This window comes from Streptomyces longhuiensis (assembly GCF_020616555.1).
Lineage (GTDB): Bacteria > Actinomycetota > Actinomycetes > Streptomycetales > Streptomycetaceae > Streptomyces > Streptomyces longhuiensis.
Genome location: NZ_CP085173.1, coordinates 5,828,461 through 5,848,514, shown reverse-complemented (window position 1 = coordinate 5,848,514; position 20,054 = coordinate 5,828,461). Strand labels below are relative to the sequence as shown.

Below are 20,054 nucleotides of genomic sequence, written 5' to 3'. Positions count from 1 at the left end.
CGCTTTCCCCACCCCTTCCCCTCGCTCAGTCCGTTCCGTCATCGCCCGGCACCCCCGGCCACCCACCGAGCCCCGAGCCGCGCGGCGACCGCGCCCAGCGCCACCCCCGCCGCCACGTCCGACGGGTAGTGCACCCCGACGACCATGCGCGAAACGCACATCGCCGCCGCCAACGGCGGGACGAGGCGCGCCCCCGCCGGCCGCAACGTCCCGTACGCGACCGCCGCAGCGGCCGCCGAAGCCGCGTGCGAACTGGGGAAGGAATGCCGCCCCGCCGTCCGCACGAGCGGCTCTACGCCGCTCTCCGCCCCCGGCCGCGGCCGCCGGACGACCCGCTTGATCCCCATACTGGCCACGTGCGCCGCGGCGGTCAGGGCCGTACCGCGCAGCCACGCCCCTCGCCGCTCCCGGTCGACCGCCGCCCCCAACAGCCCCGCGCCGAGCCAGAGCGCCCCGTGCTCCCCACTCCAGGACAGTGCGCGCGCGGCCGCTGCCACGCGCCGGTCCGTTCCGCAGTCGCGCAATGCCGACAGCAATCGGCGGTCCAAATCGTCCATGTGGCTCACTCTGCGGGCCAAAACCCGCATAACTCAGACAATTTGGGGTGACACCCATTCAATCACCCATTTCGGTGAGGGCTGGGTTTGTTTGGGGCGAAGGCCCTATCTCTGGGCGATACGGTCGCGGTCATGGCCGCCGATCCCGCACCCCCCACCGCCCGCACACCCGCCGTCGCCCCCGGCGTCACGCCCTCCGGCCCGGCCGCCCCTGCCGCGCCGTCCACAACTGCGCCCGCCTCTGCGCCCACACCCGCGCTCATCTCGCCGGCCGTCCCGGCCCCCGGCACTCCCCCCACCACGTCGCCGTCCCCCGACTCCGTTCACGACCGCCCCTCCGGCGGCATCCTCGACACCGTCCCCATGACCGGCTGGGGCCGCACCGCCCCCACCGCCGCCCGCATCGTGCGCCCCCGCTCCTATGCGGAGGCGGCAGCCGTGGTCCGCGCGTGCGGGACGCCGGGCCACCGGGGCAACATCGCCCGCGGCCTGGGCCGGGCTTACGGAGACGCGGCACAGAACGCCGGCGGCAGCGTCCTGGACATGACCGCCCTGGACCGCATCCACGCGATCGACGCGTCCGGCGGGACCGTGCTGTGCGACGCGGGCGTCTCACTGCACCGCCTGATGGAAGTCCTCCTCCCTCTGGGCTGGTTCGTCCCCGTGACCCCCGGCACCCGCTACGTCACGGTGGGCGGCGCGATCGGCGCCGATATCCACGGCAAGAACCACCACGGCTCGGGATCGTTCTCCCGCCACGTGCTCGCCCTGGAACTGCTCACGGCCGACGGCGAAGTGCGGATCGTCGAGCGCGGCAGCGAGCTGTTCGCCGCGACGGCCGGCGGTATGGGACTCACCGGGATCATCCTCACTGCCACCATCCAACTCCTCCCTGTCGAAACCTCGTTCATGTCGGTCGACACCGAACGTGCCGTTGACCTTGACGACTTGATGGCCCGCCTCACCGAGACCGATCACCTCTACCGCTACTCGGTCGCCTGGATCGATCTTCTGGCCCGCGGAGCCTCGATGGGCCGCTCGGTACTGACCCGCGGTGATCACGCTCCGCTGGACGCCGTTCCCGCACGGGCGCGCAGGGCGCCGCTGACGTTCCGCCCCAGGCAGCTTCCGGCCGCCCCCGCATTCGTGCCAGAAGGGCTCCTGGGTCGCAGAACTGTGGGCCTCTTCAACGAGCTCTGGTACCGCAAGACCCCCATGTCGCGCGTCGGCGAGATCCAGAAGCTCTCCTCCTTCTTCCACCCCCTCGACGGCGTACCGCACTGGAATCGCGTCTACGGGCGCAGTGGATTCGTCCAGTACCAATTCGTCGTCGGCTATGGCCAGGAGGAAGCGCTTCGCCGCATCGTGCAGCGCATCTCCGAGCGCCGGTGCCCCTCCTTTCTTGCGGTCCTCAAGCGCTTCGGCGACGCGGATCCCGGCTGGCTGTCCTTTCCCATGCCGGGCTGGACGCTGGCACTCGACATTCCCGCGAACCTGCCAGGACTCGGGGCGTTCCTCGACGAACTCGACGAGGAGGTGGCCGCGGCGGACGGGCGCATCTACCTTGCCAAGGACTCACGGCTGAGGCCCGAACTGCTCTCGACGATGTATCCCCGTCTCGATGAATTCCGCGCCCTGCGGGCCCAGTTGGACCCGCGAGGCGTGTTCCGCTCGGATCTGTCCCGGCGCCTCGGACTCTGACCGGAATGGGAACGAGTGCCGTGACCGGGGCTCTCGCACTCACCGGCAGTCCCACTCCCCCACATCGCCCGCACGTCGTATCCCCCCACCCGGCACGGCCCCTCCGTACCGATTCACTTTTGGTACACCGCTCGGGCCGTCCGGGTTCCCATCCCGCCCCCACCGATTTCGGTCCCGCCCATTTGGAGTTTGGTTCTCATGAAGGACGCCTTCGGCACCCCCCAGTCCTTGCTCGTCCTCGGCGGCACCTCCGAGATCGCGCTCGCCACCGCTCGACGTCTCGTGGCCCGGCGGACCCGAACGGTGTGGCTGGCCGGCCGCCCGTCCCCCGCCCTCGACCGTGCGGCCGCCGAACTCCGCGACATGGGCGCCGACGCCCGTACCGTCGCGTTCGACGCGCTCGACTCCGAGGCGCACGAGGTGACGCTGGGCAAGGTGTTCGCCGAGGGCGACATCGACATGGTGCTGCTGGCGTTCGGGATCCTCGGCGACCAGGCCCGCGACGAGGACGAGCCGCTGGCAGCGGTGCGCGTCGCGCAGACCAACTACACCGGCGCGGTATCGGCGGGCCTCATCTGCGCCCGTGCCCTGCAGTCCCAGGGCCACGGCTCGCTGGTGGTGCTCTCGTCGGTCGCGGGTGAGCGGGCCCGCCGGTCCAACTTCATCTACGGGTCGAGCAAGGCCGGCCTGGACGCCTTCGCGCAGGGCCTCGGCGACGCGCTGCACGGCACCGGCGTGCATGTGATGGTCGTGCGCCCCGGCTTCGTACGGTCAAAGATGACGGCGGGCATGGCGGAGGCACCCATGGCCACCACCCCGGAGGCGGTGGCACAGGCCATCGAGACGGGACTCAGGCGCCGGTCGGAGACCGTGTGGGTACCGGGCGCCCTGCGCGTGGTGATGTCGGCGCTGCGGCATGTCCCGCGTCCGATGTTCCGGCGCCTGCCGATGTAGGCCGCGTCGCACAGCGACCGGCCGACTCGCTTCGCGTCAGCGAGCCGGCTGTCGGCCCCGCTTCGAGCGGTCGGGGCCCTGAGCGGGAACCGCCGGACCGCCGAAGGGGAACTCGCGCAACTTGCGCCAGATACCGTCGGCGCCCTGCTCGTACAACGCGAACCCGGTGCACGGCCAGGCCGCCTCGTACCCGGCGAGCTCCGCGTACGCCCGGTCCATCGCTTCCTCCGCGATGCCGTGCGCCACCGTGACGTGCGGGTGATAGGGAAACTGCAGCTCGCGCGCGACCGGACCGGACGCGTCACGGACCTGCTTCTGCAGCCACGTACAGGCCTCGGCGCCCTCGACGACCTGTACGAACACAACGGGAGACAGCGGACGGAAGGTTCCCGTCCCCGCGAGCCGCATCGCGAAGTTCCGGCCCGCGGCGGCGACCGCCTCCAGATGGGCCTCGACCGAAGGCAGCGACCTGTCCTCCACCTCGGTCGGCGGGAGCAGAGTGACGTGCGTGGGGATGCCGTGCGCAGCGGGGTCACCGAAGCCCGCGCGCCGCTCCTGGAGCTGGCTGCCGTGTGGCTCCGGAACCGCGATCGAAACGCCGATCGTTACGGTCCCCACGTCGTACTCCTGTCGTCGTGTGGTGGGCGGGTGGCGGTAAGGCCGGACTGGGGCTCAGTGCTTCGCGGGCAGCAGTCCGATCTTGTCGTAGGCCTGGGCGAGGGTTTCGGCGGCGACAGCACGCGCCTTCTCCGCGCCCTTGGCCAGGATCGAGTCGAGCGTCTCCGGGTCGTCCAGGTACTCCTGGGTACGGGTCCGGAACGGTGTCACGAAGTCCACCATGACCTCTGCCAGGTCCGTCTTGAGCGCACCGTACATCTTGCCCTCATAGTTCTGCTCCAGTTCCGGGATACCTGTGCCGGTGAGGGTGGAGTAGATGGCGAGGAGGTTGCTGACGCCCGGCTTGTTCGCCGGATCGAACCTGATCACGGTGTCGGTGTCGGTGACCGCGCTCTTGACCTTCTTGGCGGTGATCTTCGGCTCGTCGAGGAGGTTGACGAGCCCCTTCGGCGTCGACGCCGACTTGCTCATCTTGATCGACGGGTCCTGGAGGTCGTAGATCTTCGCCGTTTCCTTGAGGATGTACGGCGCCGGGACCGTGAAGATCTCGCCGAAGCGGCCGTTGAAGCGCTCGGCGAGGTCGCGCGTCAGCTCGATGTGCTGGCGCTGGTCCTCTCCCACGGGCACCTGGTCGGCCTGGTAGAGCAGGATGTCCGCGACCTGGAGGATCGGATACGTGAAGAGGCCGACGGTCGCGCGGTCGGCGCCCTGCTTGGCGGACTTGTCCTTGAACTGCGTCATGCGGGAGGCCTCGCCGAAGCCCGTCAGGCAGTTCATGACCCAGCCGAGCTGTGCGTGCTCGGGGACCTGGCTCTGCACGAACAGCGTGCAGCGGTCCGGGTCCAGGCCGGCGGCGAGGAGCTGCGCGGCGGCGAGCCGGGTGTTGGCCCGGAGCTCCTTGGGGTCCTGCGGCACGGTGATCGCGTGCAGGTCCACAACCATGTAGAACGCGTCGTGAGACTCCTGCAGCGCCACCCACTGGCGGACCGCGCCGAGGTAGTTGCCGAGGTGGAACGAGCCTGCGGTGGGCTGGATTCCGGAGAGCACGCGGGGACGATCAGAGGCCATGCTTCTCATTCTCTCAGGTGTCCCTCATTAGTTGGAAACAGGTGGGCGACGGGTGCACGACAAGTGCTGAAACCGTGCACGGAGCGCTGTCGCCCACCCCGCCCGGCGTGTCGCCGGGACCCGGCCACGGAATCTGGCTTCGGGACCTGGCTTCGGTATCCCTTCGGACCTGCCTTGCGGAACGCGTTCGGAAATACCTGTGCGACGGGTGGGAACCGATGCGAGGGGTGCGGTGTATCAACGATGTGAGGACACAGGGGGAGGTCCTGGAGGGGGGCCGCGTCGTCGACGACGAGCGTGCGGTGATCGCTCGCGTGCGCGCCGGAGATGTGGAGGCGTACGCGGTGTTGGTGCGCGCCTTCACCGGGCTGGCGCTGCGCGCGGCCCGGGCCCTCGGGGCAGGAGCGGACGCGGAGGACGTGGTGCAGCAGGCCTTTTTCAAGGCGTACTGCGCCCTGGGACAGTTTCGGGACGACTCGTCGTTCAAGCCGTGGCTGCTCGCGATCGTCGCCAATGAGACGAGGAACACAGTGCGCTCGGCGGTGCGACAGCGTTCGGTCGTGGGGCGGGAAGCGACGTTGAGAGAAGCCGAGCCGCTGATACCCGAGACCACGGATCCGGCGGTCGCGGCCGTTCACGACGAGCGGCGGACGGCGTTGCTCGCCGCGCTCGAGGAACTGAGCGAGGAGCATCGGCTGGTCGTCACGTACCGGTATCTGCTCGAGATGGACGAGGCGGAGACGGCCGAGGCGCTCGGCTGGCCGCGCGGCACCGTGAAGTCGAGGCTCAATCGCGCGCTGCGGAAACTGAAGCGGATTCTTCCGGCGGAGCTGGACCCGCGGGAGGGAGGTGACGAGCATGAGTGAACCGCGTCACGAGGGCGACGGGAGCCGGCTCCCCGGCAAGAAGCGCGAGCCCCGCGCGGACCGTGGGCTGCCGGATGAGCTGCGGGCGCTGGGCAGGTCCCTGGACGGTCTGGGCCCCGGCGGTGAGTCGATGGCCGAGCGGGTGCTGGCACAGATACTCGCCGAGTCCGTTCCGGCGCCGGTGGCCGAGCCGACGGCGGGCCCTGCCCGGATGCGCCGGGCGCGCCGCTGGATACGGAAGCGGTGGCGGATGCTCACGGCGGGCCTGTGCGGAGTGCTGACCGTGCTCGTGCTCACGCCTCCGGTGCGGGCCGCGGTCGCCGAGTGGTTCGGCTTCGGCGGAGTCGAGGTCCGGTACGACCCTTCGGCTCTACCGTCGTCCGGTGCGCACGTCCCTGGGTGCGGCACGTCGCTCTCGCTGGGCGAGGCCCGACGAGACGCCGGATTCGAACCGCTGGTGCCGGGCGAGCTGGGAATGCCGGACGCCGTGACGGTGACACGGGAACCGAAGGCGCGCTTCTTGATCACACTGTGCTGGCGCGAGGACGGGCACACGATCCGACTCGACGAGTACCCGGCGCGGCTCGATCTCGGGTACACGAAATCGGTGCGCATGCAGCCGCGCTGGGTCGGCCTCGGCCGGGATACGGGGCTGTGGTTCGCCCAGCCGCATCTGCTCAGTTTCTGGATGCTCGACGGCGACGGCGACCGGTGGACCCGTTCGGAACGCACCGCGGGCCCGACGCTTCTGTGGACCCGCCGACAGGAGATGACGCTCCGCCTGGAGGGAGTCGATTCGCGGGAGCGGGCGATGGAGATCGCACGGTCGGTACGGAGGCCGGACGCCGTCCGCTGATGTCAGCGGGCTGGCCCCGTAAACGCACACAACCGAAAACTCGCACACCGAAGTTGGGAACCCGGTCGGGTCGAGCGGTGTACCAGAAGTGAATCGACACGGGCGGGCCGTGCCGGGAGCAGCGGGGGGAACGGATGCGAACAGTACGAAGGGCGGCCGCCCTGGCGGTGGCACTGACGGCGGCACTCGCCACGATGCTGCTGACCGCGTCAGGGGCGTCGGCCGGCGGACCGACGAGCGTTCTGGTGGTGTCGCCCGAGAGTGGCCAGAGCGCGTCGCTCTACTTCAGTGACAAGAAGTACGGGCCGCTGGAGAGTCTCCTGGGCGAGCCGGACCAGGGGCGCCGGGAGGAGCCGCCCGGCTTGGGCATAGGCGCGGGGCGTCAGCTCAATGTCACATGGCTGGTGCACGACGTGCTGCCGTGGCGGGTCGACCGGGTCTATCCGGACTCGCCGGGCACGAAGGACGTCTGGATACACACAGCGACGCACGTGCCGGACTCCTACAACGGGTACTGGCACAAAGCGCGAAAGCCGGCGGAGCTGCGCGCGCTGCTGAAGGACCTCGGGGTCATGGGCGCGCGGTCCGAAAAGGGCGGGAGCCCGATCTTCCCGGTGCCCTGGCAGTCGCCCGACCGGTCCAAGGAAGCGCTCGGCGGAGCTCCGGCTCCGGCCGCCGACGGTCGCGATGCCGGGCCTTCCGAAAGCGCGCGGGCCTCGGCAGCCGGGGGCGAAGACGGGGTGGACTGGTGGTGGGCGATACCGGGGCTGGCGGCGGGCGCCGCGCTGGCTCTGGTGCTGCGACCCCTGGCCGACAGGCTGCCGGGTCGTCGCGGGACAGGCGGGACCCCGCCCGACGCGGGACCACGGCAGCAGCTGATCGATTCCTGAGGATCGCTCTCCAGCTCCCACAACTGGGGGAACGCACTGACCGGCCCGTCGGTGCGGCTGGTGACGGGCCGGTCAAGCGATCAGGTGAGGTCGACCTCCGGGTAGAGCGGGAAGCCGCTCAGCAGGTCGGACGCTCGCGTGGAGACCTCGTCGGCGATCTTCTCGTCCAGGACGTGCTGCGCCTTGGAGGGCGCGCCCTTGCTGGTGGTGCCCGCTTCGGCGGCGGTGAGCACGCGGTCGATGAGGCCCGCGACCTCGTCCATCTCCGCGGTGCCCAGGCCACGGGTGGTCAGGGCAGGGGTTCCGATGCGGATGCCGGACGTGTACCAGGCGCCGTTCGGGTCGGAGGGGATGGAGTTGCGGTTGGTGACGATGCCGGAGTCGAGGAGCGCGTTCTCGGCCTGGCGGCCGGTGAGCTCGTAGGAGGTGGCGACATCGATCAGGTTGAGGTGGTTGTCCGTGCCGCCCGTGACGAGGGTGGCGCCACGGCGGGTCAGGCCCTCGGCGAGGGCACGGGCGTTGTCAACGACCGACTGGGCGTACTCGCGGAACTCGGGACGGCGGGCCTCGGCCAGGGCGACGGCCTTGGCGGCCATGACGTGCGGCAGCGGGCCGCCGAGGACCATCGGGCAGCCGCGGTCGACCTGGTCGGCGAGCGAGTCGTCGCAGAGCACCATGCCGCCGCGCGGGCCGCGTAGCGACTTGTGCGTCGTGGTGGTGACGATCTGCGCGTGCGGCACCGGGTCGAAGTCGCCGGTGAGGACCTTGCCGGCGACCAGGCCCGCGAAGTGCGCCATGTCGACCATGAGGGTCGCCCCGACCTCGTCGGCGATCTCGCGCATGATGCGGAAGTTCACCAGGCGGGGGTAAGCGGAGTAGCCGGCGACGATGATCAGCGGCTTGAAGTCGCGGGCGGTGGCACGCAGGGCTTCGTAGTCGACGAGGCCGGTCTGCGGGTCGGTGCCGTAGCTGCGCTGGTCGAACATCTTGCCGGAGATGTTCGGGCGGAAGCCGTGGGTGAGGTGGCCGCCGGCGTCCAGGGACATGCCGAGCATGCGCTGGTTGCCGAAGGCCTGACGGAGCTCGGCCCAGTCGGCGTCGGAGAGGTCGTTCACGTTGCGGACGCCGGCCAGCTCCAGGGCGGGCGCCTCGACGCGCTGGGCGAGGACGGCCCAGAAGGCGACGAGGTTGGCGTCGATGCCGGAGTGCGGCTGGACATAGGCATGGCGGGCACCGAAGAGCTCGCGGGCGTGTTCGGCGGCGAGGGCCTCGACGGTGTCGACGTTGCGGCAGCCGGCGTAGAAGCGGCGGCCGACGGTGCCCTCGGCGTACTTGTCGCTGAACCAGTTGCCCATCGCGAGGAGGGTGGCCGGGGACGCGTAGTTCTCGCTGGCGATCAGCTTGAGCATCTCGCGCTGGTCGGCGATCTCCTGGCCGATGGCGTCGGCCACGCGGGGCTCGACAGCCCGGATCACATCGAGGGCGCTACGGAACGCTACGGATTCGGTGGAGAGGGTGGGCTCTGACATGACGGACCTCCGGACGGATGGGACCTCCCCTGCTCGAGCGAGGTCGAGAGCGGGAGGTTCACGGGTCGGCCCAGGCGCACGGCACACAGTTCACAGGCCGCTCCCTGATGGTCGGTCCCATCCCAGCGCGCCAGTCACGGCCCTGCGGGCCACACTACCGGGCGCGCCGCAGGGCGAGGTTTCCCGGTCCACGATGCGAGCGACGGTAGGAAGGGGTCACAAGCCCACATCTTCGCGCCATCAGAGCTGTAAGAACGGAGATCCCGTGACTGCTGTGACTCCTCCGAATGCCGCAACGGAAGCCCTCATCACCGCGTCCGAAGCGCACAGCGCGCACAACTACCATCCGCTTCCCGTCGTGGTCGCCACGGCGGAGGGCGCGTGGATGACGGATGTCGAAGGGCGCCGGTACCTCGACCTGCTCGCCGGCTACTCGGCCCTCAACTTCGGCCATCGGAACCAGCGGCTCATCGAGGCCGCCAAGGCGCAGCTGGAGCGGGTGACGCTGACGTCCCGCGCCTTCTATCACGACCGGTTCGCCGAGTTCTGCACCCAGCTCGCGGAGCTGTGCGGCATGGACATGGTGCTGCCGATGAACACAGGGGCGGAGGCGATCGAGACCGCCTTGAAGACGGCGAGAAAGTGGGGGTACCAGGTCAAGGGGGTGCTCGACGGCAGAGCGAAGATCGTCGTGGCGGGCAACAACTTCCACGGGCGCACGACGACCATCGTCAGCTTCTCCACGGACCAGGAGGCGCGCGCGGACTTCGGTCCCTACACGCCGGGCTTCGAGATCGTGCCGTACGGCGATCTGACGGCACTGCGCAGCGCTGTCACCGAGAAGAACACCGTCGCGGTGCTGCTCGAACCGATCCAGGGCGAGGCCGGTGTCCTCGTGCCACCGGCCGGATATCTGCCCGCGGTAAGGGAGTTGACCCGCGAGCGGAACGTGTTGTTCATCGCGGACGAGATCCAGTCCGGGCTCGGCCGGACCGGGCGGACGTTCGCCTGTGAGCACGAGGGCGTGGTGCCCGACATGTACGTGCTGGGCAAGGCGCTCGGCGGTGGGGTCGTGCCGGTGTCGGCGGTGGCGTCCAGCAGCGAGGTGCTCGGGGTGTTCAAGCCGGGTGAGCACGGGTCGACGTTCGGCGGGAATCCGCTGGCCTGCGCGGTAGCGCTCGAGGTCATCGCGATGCTGCGCACCGGGGAGTTCCAGCAGCGGGCGGCTGAGCTGGGCGAGCATCTCCATGCGGAGCTCGGGCTGCTGACGGGCACGGGCAAGGTGACGCAGGTGCGGGGACGCGGGCTGTGGGCGGGGGTCGACATCGACCCGTCGTACGGGACGGGAAGGGAGATCTCGGAGAAGTTGATGGCCAGGGGTGTCCTGGCCAAGGACACCCACGGCAGCACGATCCGGATCGCTCCCCCTCTGATGATCAGTAAGGAGGACCTGGACTGGGGGCTCGACCAGCTCCGCGCGGTCCTGGCGGTCTGACGGTCTAGCGTTCTGGCGGTCTGACGGTCTGACGGCGGTGCGCCTTCGGCGCGCCGACGGCCGACTCGTGGTCCGCCCACTCGCGGGGGGCACCACCCGAGAGGGAGCCGCTCACCCGGACACCACCGGAGAGGGAGCCGCTCATGGGGGCACCCCCGGACGAGGAGCCGCTCGCGGGCCGGTCGGCCCAGGCACACCCTCTACAGTCGCTTTGTGCTTCTTGGAATGCTTTGCGCGCTCGGGGCGGCGGTCTGTTTCGGTACGGCTTCCGTGTTGCAGGCGATGGCCGCGCGGGCCGCGGAGCCGGGGTCGGGGTCCGGTGTCGACGCCGCGCTGTTGCTGCGGGCGCTGCGGCAGTGGCGCTATGTCGCCGGCTTGGGGCTCGACCTGCTCGGGTTCGTGCTGCAGGTCGTGGCGCTGCGGTCGATTCCGATCTACGCCGTCGGGGCGGCGCTCGCCGCGAGTCTGGCGGTGACGGCGGTGGTCTCCACGCGGCTGCTGGACGCACGACTGAGCGGCGTCGAGTGGGGCGCCGTCGGGGTGGTGGTGGCGGGGCTCGCCATGTTGGGGCTGGCGTCGGGGACGGAGGGGGAGGAGGCCGGTTCGGACGCGTTGCGGTACGCGATGCTGGGGACGGCGCTCGGGGTGCTGTTGATCGGGGCGGTGGCCGGGCGGCTGCCGGGGCGGGGCCGGGCGCTCGCGCTGGGGCTCGGCTCGGGGTTCGGGTTCGGGGTGGTGGAGGTGTCGGTACGGCTCATCGACGACGTGTCGCCCGGCGCGCTGCTGAGCAATCCGGCGACGTACGCACTGCTGCTCGGTGGGGGTGCGGCGTTCCTGCTGCTGACCTCGGCGTTGCAGAAGGGGTCGGTGACCACGGCCACCGCGGGGATGGTCGTGGGCGAGACGGTGGGGCCGGCGCTGATCGGGGTGATCTGGCTCGGGGATCGCACGCGCGAAGGGCTGGGCTGGCTGGCGGTTCTCGGGTTCGTGGTGGCCGTGGCGGGGGCGTTGGCGCTGGCGCGCTTCGGGGAGGCGCCGGTGGAGGACGCGTCCGCACCGGCCCGGGTCTGACCCGAACCCGGGCCGACCGACCCGAGACACCGACCGCCCGATGCCGGTCGCCTATGGCAGCGCCCGGCACAAGGCCTCCAGCGCGCTTGCCCAGGCGTGGTCCGGTGGGGTTCCGTAGCCGACCACCAGGGCGTCCAGAGGTGGTTCGGTGGTGGCCGCGTCATGGCGGAAGCTGGAGAGGCCGGAGACTCCGAGGCGTTGCCAGGCGGCGGCGCGGACCACGGACTGTTCGGTGCCGGGCGGGAGTTGGAGGACGGCGTGCAGACCGGCGGCGATTCCGGTGGCACGGACGTCGGGGGCGCGTTCGGCGAGGGCGGCAACCAGCTGGTCGCGGCGGCGCCGGTAGCGCAGGCGGGCCCCGCGGACATGACGGTCGTAGGCGCCCGAGTCGATGAACTCCGCGAGGGTCAGCTGGTCGAGGACGCCGCACGACCAGTCGGCGACGCCCTTCGCCTCGATCACCTCTCCGATGATGGAGGGCGGCAGCACCAGCCAGCCGAGGCGCAGGCCGGGTGCGAGGGATTTGCTGGCCGTGCCGAAGTAGACGACGCGGTCGGGGTCGAGGCCCTGGAGGGCGCCGACGGGCTGGCGGTCGTAGCGGAACTCGCCGTCGTAGTCGTCCTCCAGGATCAGTCCACCGGTGCGGCGGGCCCAGTCGACGACGGCGGCGCGGCGGTCGGGGTGCAGGGCCCCGCCCATCGGGAACTGGTGGGCGGGGGTCAAAAGGGCGGCGCCCACATCCGGTTCGCCGGTCGCCAACTCGTCGGTGCGGGTGCCGAGTTGATCGAGGGGAAGAGGGTGGGTGCGCAGGCCCGACCGTGTCAGGACGTCCCAGTGGATGTCGAGCCCGTACGACTCCACGGCGACGTCGCGCACGCCCCTGTTGCGCAGCACCTCGCCGAGCAGCATCAGGCCGTGGACGAAGCCGGAGCAGATGACGATGCGGTCCGGGTCGGCGTGGACGCCGCGGGCGCGGGCGAGGTAGCCGGCGAGTGCGGTGCGCAGTTCGATGCGGCCGCGGGCATCGCCGTAGCCGAGGGCGTCGTTCGGGGCGGCGTTGAGGGCGCGGCGCGAGGCCTTGAGCCATTCGGCTCGGGGGAACGAGGAGAGGTCGGGGGTGCCGGGGTGCAGGTCGTGGCGGAGTCCGGACGGGGCGCGCCGCCCGCGGGTCGAGGCCGGCCGGGGCGCCTCGACCGGTCGCTCCGCGACGCGGGTCCCCGAGCCCTGGCGCGCGGTGAGCCAGCCCTCGGCGACGAGGTCGGCGTAGGCGTCGGCGACCGTGTTGCGGGCGATGCCCAGATCGGCGGCGAGTGTGCGGGACGAGGGGAGGCGGACACCGGGGGCGAGGCGTCCGCCGCGTACGGCGTCACGGAGCGCGTCAGTGAGGCCTTTGCGCAGGCCGGAGCCGGTCGGCTCGACATGCAGATCGATACCGAGCGCCTGACCGGAGGGCGAAGTGGCCCAGGATTCCACCATGGAAATGGACCATACCCGTGGGCTACTCCGCTCGTAGGGTCGATGTCATGACGACGAACGAGAACACCACCGACAGCGCCCGCCAGAACACTGACACCGCCACCAAGGAGTACGTCCACGAGCACGCGCCCCGGCTGGCCTGGGCCAAGCACGCTCCGGAGGTCTACAAGGCCATGATCCGGCTCGACGCGGAGGCCCGTAAGGGCGTCGATCCGGTGACGCTGGAGCTGGTCAAGATCCGCGCTTCGCAGCTGAACCACTGCGCGTTCTGCCTCGACATGCACTCCAAGGACGCGCTCGCCGCGGGCGAGAGCGTCGAGCGGATCATTCAGCTCGGCGCGTGGGAGGAGTCGCAGCACTTCTACACGCCCAGGGAGATCGCGGCGATCGAGCTGACCGAGGCGATCACCGTGCTCACGGACGGGTTCGTGCCGGACGAGACGTACGAGAAGGCGGCGAAGCTGTACGACGAGAAGGAGCTGACGCAGCTGATCGCCGCCATCACGGTGATCAACGCGTGGAACCGGTTCGGTGTGTCGACGCGGATGGTTCCCGGGCACTACACCGCCGGCGACTTCAAGTGACAGCCCGCACGACGCACCTGGACGCCGGCGTGCGCGACGCGATGATCGCGCTCGGCGCCGCCGCGAAGAAGGGGCTCGGCGACCCGGTTCTCGCCGAGCTGGTGATGATCCGGGCGTCGCAGATCAACGAGTGCGCGTTCTGCCTGGACATGCACGTGGACCTCGCCGTCGAGAAGGACGGCGAGAGTGCCGTTGGGGTATCCCCTGCTCGAGCGAAGTCGACGGCTTGGGGGAGGATCGCGCTGCTCAACGCGTGGGCGGAGGCCCCCGAGCAGTTCACCGAGCGCGAGCGGGCCGCGCTCGCACTCACCGAGGCCGTCACCGTACTCACCGACGGCTTCGTGCCGGACGAGACATATGAGGCAGCGGCCAAGCACTTCGGCGAGGACGAACTCGCCCATCTCCTCGGCGTGATCACCGCCATCAACAGCTGGAACCGGCTCATGGTGAGCCGCCGGATCGCGCCGGGCGGACCGCAGTGGTGACGTGCCGGGTGCCCCCGTCAGGAATGGCACCCGGCACGCGCGCGGGGAGGAGCCGTACGGCTACTTGGGCAGCCAGGACCGCCACGTCGACTCGTGCTCGTCGATCCACTTCTTCGCCGCCTCGTCCGGAGACAGCTTCTTGTCGGCGATGAGCAGGGAGACCTCGTTCTGGTCCTCGGTGGTCCACTTGAAGTTCTTCAGGAAGGCCGCCGCCTTGCCGCCGTTCTTCGAGAAGTCCGCGTTGAGGTACTTCTGGAGCGGCGTTTTCGGATAGGCGCAGGCCACCTTCTTCGGGTCGGCGTCGCAGCCGTCCTTGTACGCCGGCAGCTTCACCTCCGTCATCGGCACCTTCTTGAACAGCCACTGCGGCTGGTACCAGTACGTCAGGAACGGCTTCTTGGCCTTGGCGAACTGCTTGATCTGGGTGATCTGAGCCGCCTCGGAACCGGAGAACACGACCTGGTACTTCAGCTTCAGGTTGTTGACCAGCGCCTTGTCGTTGGTGACGTACGACGGGGAGCCGTCGAGGAGCTGGCCCTTGCCGCCGCTCTCCGCGGTGCGCAGCTGGGACGCGTACTTGTTGAGGTTCTTCCAGTCGGTGACGTCCGGGTGCTGCTTGGCGAAGTACGTCGGGACGAACCAGCCGATGTGTCCGGTGACGCCGAGGTCGCCGCCGTTCACGATCGTCTTCTTGTCCTTGACGTACCGCTGCTCCTGGTCCGGGTGGCCCCAGTCCTCCATGATCGCGTCGACGCGGCCCTGGCTGAGCGCGTCCCATGCGGGGACCTCGTCGACCTGGACGGTGTCGACGCGGTAGCCGAGCTCGTGCTTGAGCAGGTACTCGGCCACGGCGATGTTGGCCTGCGCGCCGACCCAGGACTGCACGGACAGGGTCACCGTCTTCGCGCCCTGCGCGTTGGCGTACGGGGAGGACTGCTTGGTCATGTCGGCGGCACCGCAGCCGGTGGCCACCACCAGGGTGCCCGCGGCCGCGAGCCCCATGGTCGTCCTGCGCGCCCGCGCCGGGCGCGACGTGGTCGTCCTGCCTGCCCGCACCGGGCGGAAAGATCGAAGTGCTCGCATCGCGATCACGCTCCCTTCTTCGCGCGGCGTTCGGTCGGCTGGGTGACCCGGTCGAGCATGAGACCGAGGCACACGATCGCCGCGCCGCCGACGAGCCCGGTCGCCAGGTCGCCCTGGGCGAGGCCGAACACGACCTCGTAGCCGAGCGCGCCACCGCCCACCAGGCCGCCGATGATCACGACGGCGAGGACGAGGACGACACCCTGGTTCACGGCCAGGAGCAGCGCCGGCCGGGCCAGCGGCAGCTGGACCTGGCGCAGTTGCTGCCCGCTCGTCGCGCCCATCGACCGGGCCGACTCCAGGGCGGCCGCGTCGACCTGGCGGAGTCCCTGCGTGGTGATGCGGATGACGGCCGGCAGCGCGTAGACGACGGCGGCGGCGACCGCGGGGGCACGGCCGACGCCGAACAGCGCGACCACCGGGATCAGGTACACGAACTGCGGCATCGTCTGGAAGACGTCGAGCACGGGCCTGAGCAGGCGTTCGAGCCGCCCGCTGCGCGCCGCCGCGATCCCGACCGCGAAGCCGACGACGAGCGTCACGGCGACGGCCGCGAGCACCTGCGACAGCGTGTCGAGCGACGGCTTCCACACACCGAGGACACCGATCGCGGCCATGGCGAGCACGGCCGTCAGGGCGGTGCGCCAGGTGCCGATCAGCCAGGCCAGCGCGGCGACGATGAGGAGCACGGACCACCAGGGCAGCCACTGCAGCCCGTCGCGCAGCGGGTCGAGGACCCAGGTGGTGAAGTGCCCGGCCCAGTCGGCGGTTCCGCCGATGTAGGGGACACCGGAGTAGAGGTGGTCGGTCATCCAGTCGACGGCGTTGTTGACCGGGTCCGCGATGTTCACGGTCCAGGTCTCGGGCCAGTCGATCCGGTCCGCGAGACGCGCCACGAGGGCGGCGACCACCGTGAGAATCCCGGCGACGACCCAGCCGTACCCGCCGTGCAGGCGGCGGCCGTCGGGTTCCGCGGCGCCGAGCCGCTCCCCCGCCGCGGCCGTCGTACGGTCCAGGATCACGGCGAGCAGCACGATCGGGATACCGGCCGCGAGGGCCGCGCCGACGTCCACGGAGGCCAGCGCCTGATACACGCGGTCGCCGAGGCCGCCCGCGCCGATCACCGACGCGATGACGGCCATCGAGAGCGCCATCATGATGGTCTGGTTGAGCCCGAGCAGGAGTTGCTTGCGGGCGAGCGGGAGGCGGGCCGTCAGGAGCCGCTGACGCGCGGTCGCGCCGAGCGAGGCGACGGCCTCCATCACTCCGCCGTCGGCGCCGCGCAGGCCGAGCGCCGTCAGACGGGCCATCGGCGGGGCGGCGTAGACGACGGTCGCGAGGACGGCTGCGGGCACGCCGATGCCGAACACCAGGACGACCGGGAGCAGGTACGCGTACGCGGGGAAGACCTGCATCGTGTCCAGGACGGGGCGCAGCGCCCGGTACGTACGGTCGGAGAGTCCGGCCGCGAGTCCCAGGAGCATGCCGAGCACGACCGAGGCGAGGACCGCGACGACCATCAGCGCGAGGGTCTGCATGGTCGGCACCCACATGCCGAACCAGCCGCACACGAGGATCGCGGCGACGGCGGACGCCGCGAGCTTCAGGCCCGCGACCCGCCAGGCGATGAGCCCGGCCGCGGCGGTGACGCCGGCCCAGCCGGCCGCGAGGAGCACCAGGTAGACGCCGCGCACGCTCACGACGACGGCGTTGCTGATGTGGCCGAAGAAGTAGAGGAACAGCGGGTGGCTGTCCCGGTTGTCGATGATCCAGTCACTGGTCTTCCCCAGCGGGCCGGTCAGATCGACGGTGAGCGCGTGCGGCCAACTGCCGCTCGCCCACTTGGCGTGCACGATCGGTACGAGGACGGCCGCGACGACGGCGAGCAGCAGGAGCTTGCCGAGGACGCGGTTGCGCAGGAGCGCGCCGAAGCGCGGGGTGTCCGCCGCGGGGGCGGTGGCGGTACTGGCGGCAGCCATCAGGAGACCTCCTCGCCCGGCGGCGTGACGGGCGCGGGCGCGTCGGCGCCGGCGCCTGCCACGGCCGAACCGGAACCAGAACCGGAAGCGTCGGCCCCGGCCGAACCCGAACCCGAACCCGAAGCGTCAGCCCCGGCCACGTCAGCCCCTGCGGAGAACCCCTCCCCGGAGAACCCCTCCCCCGAGGACCCGTCCGTCCCCGCCACCACACCGAGCAGCCGCGCATGGTCCACGACGCCCAGGCAGCGCCCCTCGTCCATGACCCGCACCGCGAACCCGGTCCTGGCGACCGCCTCGATCGCCTCCGACACGGTCGCGCCGGGCGCGATGGCCGGGCCGCGGCCCTCCTCGTCGGCGTCGGCGGGCCGCATCGCGCGGCGCACCGTCATGACCTGCTCGCGCGGCACGTCCCGGACGAACTCGCGTACGTAGTCGTCGGCGGGCGAGCCCACGATCTCCTCGGGCGTGCCCAGCTGCACGATCCGGCCGTCGCGCATCAGCGCGATCCGGTCGCCGAGCCGCAGCGCCTCGCTGAGGTCGTGCGTGATGAAGACCATGGTCCGGCCCTCCTCACGGTGGAGCCGGATGACCTCCTCCTGCATGTCCCGGCGGATCAGCGGGTCGAGAGCGCTGAACGGCTCGTCGAACAGCAGCACTTCGGGATCGACCGCGAGGGCGCGCGCGAGCCCGACACGCTGCTGCTGACCGCCGGACAGCTGCCCGGGCCGCCGCTGCTCGAGGCCGTCGAGGCCGACCTTCGCGACGACCTCCGCCGCCTTGGCGCGCCGCTCGGCGCGGCCCACGCCCTGGATCTCCAGGCCGTACGCGACGTTGTCGAGCACGGTGCGGTGCGGAAGGAGCCCGAAGTGCTGGAAGACCATGGCGGCGCGGTGCCGGCGCAGTTCGCGCAGGCGCCCCTTGTCCATGCCGAGGACGTCCTCGCCGTCGATGGATATGCCGCCGGAGGTCGGCTCGATGAGCCGGGTCAGGCAGCGTACGAGGGTGGACTTGCCGGAGCCGGAGAGGCCCATGACGACGAAGACCTCGCCCTTGCGCACGTCGAAGCTGACGTCGCGCACCGCGGCGGTGCACCCGGTGCGGGCGCGCAGCTCGGCGGCGCTCAGGGCGGTCAGTTCCGCGTCGCCCGGCACCCGGTCGGCCTTCGGCCCGAAGACCTTCCACAGGTTGTTCACGGAGAACACCGGCGATCCCGCCTGCGCGTCCGTCACCTCAGCGTTCGGCATCGTGTTCGTACTCATCACGCATCACCACCCAGCAGCTCGGCACACTTCTCCCCGACCATGAGCACCCCGATCATCGGGTTCACCGCCGGCATCGTCGGGAAGACGGACGCGTCGGCAATGCGGATCGCCTCCAGACCCCGGATCCTCAACTCCGGGTCCACCACGGCGAGTTCATCATTCTTCGCGCCCATGCGACAGGTCCCGGCGGGGTGGTAGACGGTGTGCGCGACCTTGCGCGCGTACTCACCGAGTTCCTCGTCGCCCACGACGTCGGGCCCGGGGCACACCTCGCGCTTGAGCCAGCCGGCGAGCGGCTCGGTCTTCGCGATCTCGCGCGCGATCCTGATCCCGTCGACCAGCGTGCGGCCGTCGTAGTCGTCCTCGTCCGTGAAGTAACGGAAGTCGAGGGCGGGCTTCTCCTCCGGGTCCGCGCTGGTCAGGTAGAGGCGGCCGCGGCTGCGCGGCTTGGGGATGTTCGGCGTCATCGACACCCCGTGCTCCGGCCTGACGTAGCCGAGGCGCTCCGGATTGTCGGTGAACGGGATCTGGTAGAAGTGGAACATCAGGTCCGGCCCGCTCGCCTCCGGATCACGCTGCACGAAGAGGCCCGCGTCGCTGTCCATCGCGGAGTTGTCGGGGATCGGCCCGTCCGTCTCCCACACGATCACGGACTCGGGGTGGTCGAGCAGGTTTTCGCCGACGCCCGGCAGATCGTGCAGGACCGGGATCCCGAGCTTCTCCAGGTCGGCCTTCGGTCCGATGCCGGAGTGCATCAGCAGCCGGGGCGTGTCGACGGCTCCGGCGCACACGACGACCTCGTTCCGCGCCTCGACGAGCAGTTCCTCGCCGTCCTTCGTCCGCACGCGGACGCCCCGCGCCCGCGTGCCGTCCATCTCCAGCCGGTACGCCCAGGTCTCGAGCAGGAGCGTCAGGTTGGGCCGGTCGCCGGCCTCCATGTGCGGGTGCAGATAGGCGACGGAGGCGCTGGAGCGCTTGTTGTTCTCCGGGTGGTACGCGAGGTCGAAGAAGCCGACGCCGTCCTTGAACGGCGCCTTGTTGAAGCCGTCCACGCGCGGCACGCCCGTGGCGGTCTGCGCGGCGTCGACGAAGTCGCGGGCGATCGCGTTCCGGTCCTTCTCGTCGACCGCCACGATGTTGTTGCGCAGCTTGCCGAAGTACGGGTCCATCGCCTTGTGGTCCCAGCCCTCGGCTCCGGCCGCGGCCCACTCGTCCCAGTCGCCGGGCAGCGGCTTGAACGAGATGAGCGTGTTGTGCGACGAGCAGCCGCCGAGCACCTTGGCGCGGCTGTGCAGGATGTGCGAGTTGCCGCGCGGCTGCTCGGTGGTGGTGTAGCCGTAGTCGAGGTCGCCGCCGAGAAGGCCGAGCCAGCGGCGCAGAGTCAGGACGTCGTCGCGGTCGATGTCGCTCGGGCCGCCCTCGATGACGGCGACGGTGACGTCGGGATTCTGGGTCAGCCGGGACGCGATGACGGATCCGGCGGTGCCGCCGCCGACGACGACGTAGTCGTAGGTGTTCACGGACTTCTCAGGCATACGTCAACTCCAAGGTTCTGCGCGTAATGGGCAGTGCGAAGTGCG

The 20,054-nt window shown here is 70.7% G+C and carries 18 protein-coding genes and 1 riboswitch; of the genes, 9 read left to right on the top strand and 9 right to left on the bottom strand.

What is annotated here, in order from left to right:
- Positions 1–38: 38 nt before the first annotated feature.
- Positions 39–557 carry a phosphatase PAP2 family protein gene (locus LGI35_RS27095; protein ID WP_227296872.1) on the bottom strand — a complete coding sequence of 173 codons (519 nt, stop codon included), beginning with the start codon at positions 555–557 and terminating at the stop codon, positions 39–41.
- A 363-nt stretch (positions 558–920) separates the two neighbouring features.
- Here LGI35_RS27095 and dprE1 point away from each other — a divergent pair, with 363 nt between their 5' ends.
- A complete protein-coding gene (gene dprE1 / locus LGI35_RS27090; protein ID WP_227300524.1) occupies positions 921–2,258 on the top strand; it encodes a decaprenylphosphoryl-beta-D-ribose oxidase in 1,338 nt (445 codons plus the stop codon).
- A gap of 198 nt (positions 2,259–2,456) precedes the next feature.
- Positions 2,457–3,212 carry a decaprenylphospho-beta-D-erythro-pentofuranosid-2-ulose 2-reductase gene (gene dprE2, locus LGI35_RS27085; RefSeq protein WP_116510846.1) on the top strand — a complete coding sequence of 252 codons (756 nt, stop codon included), beginning with the start codon at positions 2,457–2,459 and terminating at the stop codon, positions 3,210–3,212.
- Between the two features lie 36 nt (positions 3,213–3,248).
- Here the strand turns inward: dprE2 and LGI35_RS27080 are convergent, their stop codons facing one another.
- Complete coding sequence (locus LGI35_RS27080) at positions 3,249–3,830, bottom strand: 2'-5' RNA ligase family protein (RefSeq protein WP_227296871.1); 582 nt, start codon at positions 3,828–3,830, stop codon at positions 3,249–3,251.
- A gap of 54 nt (positions 3,831–3,884) precedes the next feature.
- Positions 3,885–4,898, bottom strand: a complete 1,014-nt coding sequence (gene trpS, locus LGI35_RS27075) for a tryptophan--tRNA ligase (protein WP_227296870.1) — start codon at positions 4,896–4,898, stop codon at positions 3,885–3,887.
- 302 nt (positions 4,899–5,200) lie between these two features.
- Here trpS and LGI35_RS27070 point away from each other — a divergent pair, with 302 nt between their 5' ends.
- From LGI35_RS27070 to LGI35_RS27060, 3 genes are all read left to right on the top strand, one after another.
- A complete protein-coding gene (locus LGI35_RS27070; RefSeq protein WP_227296869.1) occupies positions 5,201–5,764 on the top strand; it encodes an RNA polymerase sigma factor in 564 nt (187 codons plus the stop codon).
- A complete protein-coding gene (locus LGI35_RS27065; RefSeq protein WP_227296868.1) occupies positions 5,757–6,620 on the top strand; it encodes a hypothetical protein in 864 nt (287 codons plus the stop codon). The genes LGI35_RS27070 and LGI35_RS27065 overlap by 8 nt, the downstream gene beginning before the upstream one ends.
- Before the next feature lie 134 nt (positions 6,621–6,754).
- Positions 6,755–7,510, top strand: coding sequence for a hypothetical protein (locus LGI35_RS27060; RefSeq protein WP_227296867.1), 756 nt, complete (start codon positions 6,755–6,757; stop codon positions 7,508–7,510).
- 80 nt (positions 7,511–7,590) lie between these two features.
- Here LGI35_RS27060 and LGI35_RS27055 read toward each other — a convergent pair whose 3' ends face one another.
- Positions 7,591–9,039, bottom strand: coding sequence for a glycine hydroxymethyltransferase (locus LGI35_RS27055; protein ID WP_227296866.1), 1,449 nt, complete (start codon positions 9,037–9,039; stop codon positions 7,591–7,593).
- 61 nt (positions 9,040–9,100) lie between these two features.
- A riboswitch (ZMP/ZTP riboswitch) is annotated at positions 9,101–9,187 on the bottom strand.
- A 117-nt stretch (positions 9,188–9,304) separates the two neighbouring features.
- On the opposite strand from LGI35_RS27055, the gene rocD reads away from it, so the two are divergent.
- Together rocD and LGI35_RS27045 are read left to right on the top strand one after the other, a co-directional pair.
- The gene (gene rocD, locus LGI35_RS27050; RefSeq protein ID WP_227296865.1) at positions 9,305–10,534 is read left to right on the top strand and encodes an ornithine--oxo-acid transaminase; all 1,230 of its coding nucleotides are present in this window, start codon (positions 9,305–9,307) and stop codon (positions 10,532–10,534) included.
- Between the two features lie 225 nt (positions 10,535–10,759).
- Complete coding sequence (locus tag LGI35_RS27045) at positions 10,760–11,605, top strand: DMT family protein (protein WP_227300522.1); 846 nt, start codon at positions 10,760–10,762, stop codon at positions 11,603–11,605.
- A gap of 51 nt (positions 11,606–11,656) precedes the next feature.
- Here the strand turns inward: LGI35_RS27045 and pdxR are convergent, their stop codons facing one another.
- On the bottom strand, positions 11,657–13,081 hold the full coding sequence (gene pdxR / locus LGI35_RS27040) for a MocR-like pyridoxine biosynthesis transcription factor PdxR (protein ID WP_227296864.1): 1,425 nt from the start codon (positions 13,079–13,081) through the stop codon (positions 11,657–11,659).
- A 47-nt stretch (positions 13,082–13,128) separates the two neighbouring features.
- Here pdxR and LGI35_RS27035 point away from each other — a divergent pair, with 47 nt between their 5' ends.
- Together LGI35_RS27035 and LGI35_RS27030 are read left to right on the top strand one after the other, a co-directional pair.
- Positions 13,129–13,665 carry a carboxymuconolactone decarboxylase family protein gene (locus tag LGI35_RS27035; RefSeq protein WP_227296863.1) on the top strand — a complete coding sequence of 179 codons (537 nt, stop codon included), beginning with the start codon at positions 13,129–13,131 and terminating at the stop codon, positions 13,663–13,665.
- A complete protein-coding gene (locus tag LGI35_RS27030; protein WP_227296862.1) occupies positions 13,662–14,150 on the top strand; it encodes a carboxymuconolactone decarboxylase family protein in 489 nt (162 codons plus the stop codon). Before LGI35_RS27035 ends, LGI35_RS27030 begins: the two co-directional genes overlap by 4 nt.
- 60 nt (positions 14,151–14,210) lie before the next feature.
- Here the strand turns inward: LGI35_RS27030 and LGI35_RS27025 are convergent, their stop codons facing one another.
- The 4 genes from LGI35_RS27025 to LGI35_RS27010 all read right to left on the bottom strand — a co-directional run bounded on the left by LGI35_RS27025 (position 14,211) and on the right by LGI35_RS27010 (position 20,009).
- Positions 14,211–15,152, bottom strand: a complete 942-nt coding sequence (locus LGI35_RS27025; protein ID WP_227300520.1) for an ABC transporter substrate-binding protein — start codon at positions 15,150–15,152, stop codon at positions 14,211–14,213.
- An 86-nt stretch (positions 15,153–15,238) separates the two neighbouring features.
- Entirely contained in the window at positions 15,239–17,212 is a 1,974-nt protein-coding gene (locus LGI35_RS27020; protein WP_227296861.1) for an ABC transporter permease, read from the bottom strand.
- Positions 17,212–18,471 (bottom strand): quaternary amine ABC transporter ATP-binding protein, encoded by a 1,260-nt coding sequence (locus LGI35_RS27015; RefSeq protein WP_227296860.1) that lies wholly within the window; start codon positions 18,469–18,471, stop codon positions 17,212–17,214. The genes LGI35_RS27020 and LGI35_RS27015 overlap by 1 nt, the downstream gene beginning before the upstream one ends.
- A complete protein-coding gene (locus LGI35_RS27010) occupies positions 18,471–20,009 on the bottom strand; it encodes a GMC family oxidoreductase (protein ID WP_227296859.1) in 1,539 nt (512 codons plus the stop codon). Before LGI35_RS27010 ends, LGI35_RS27015 begins: the two co-directional genes overlap by 1 nt.
- Positions 20,010–20,054: the final 45 nt, after the last annotated feature.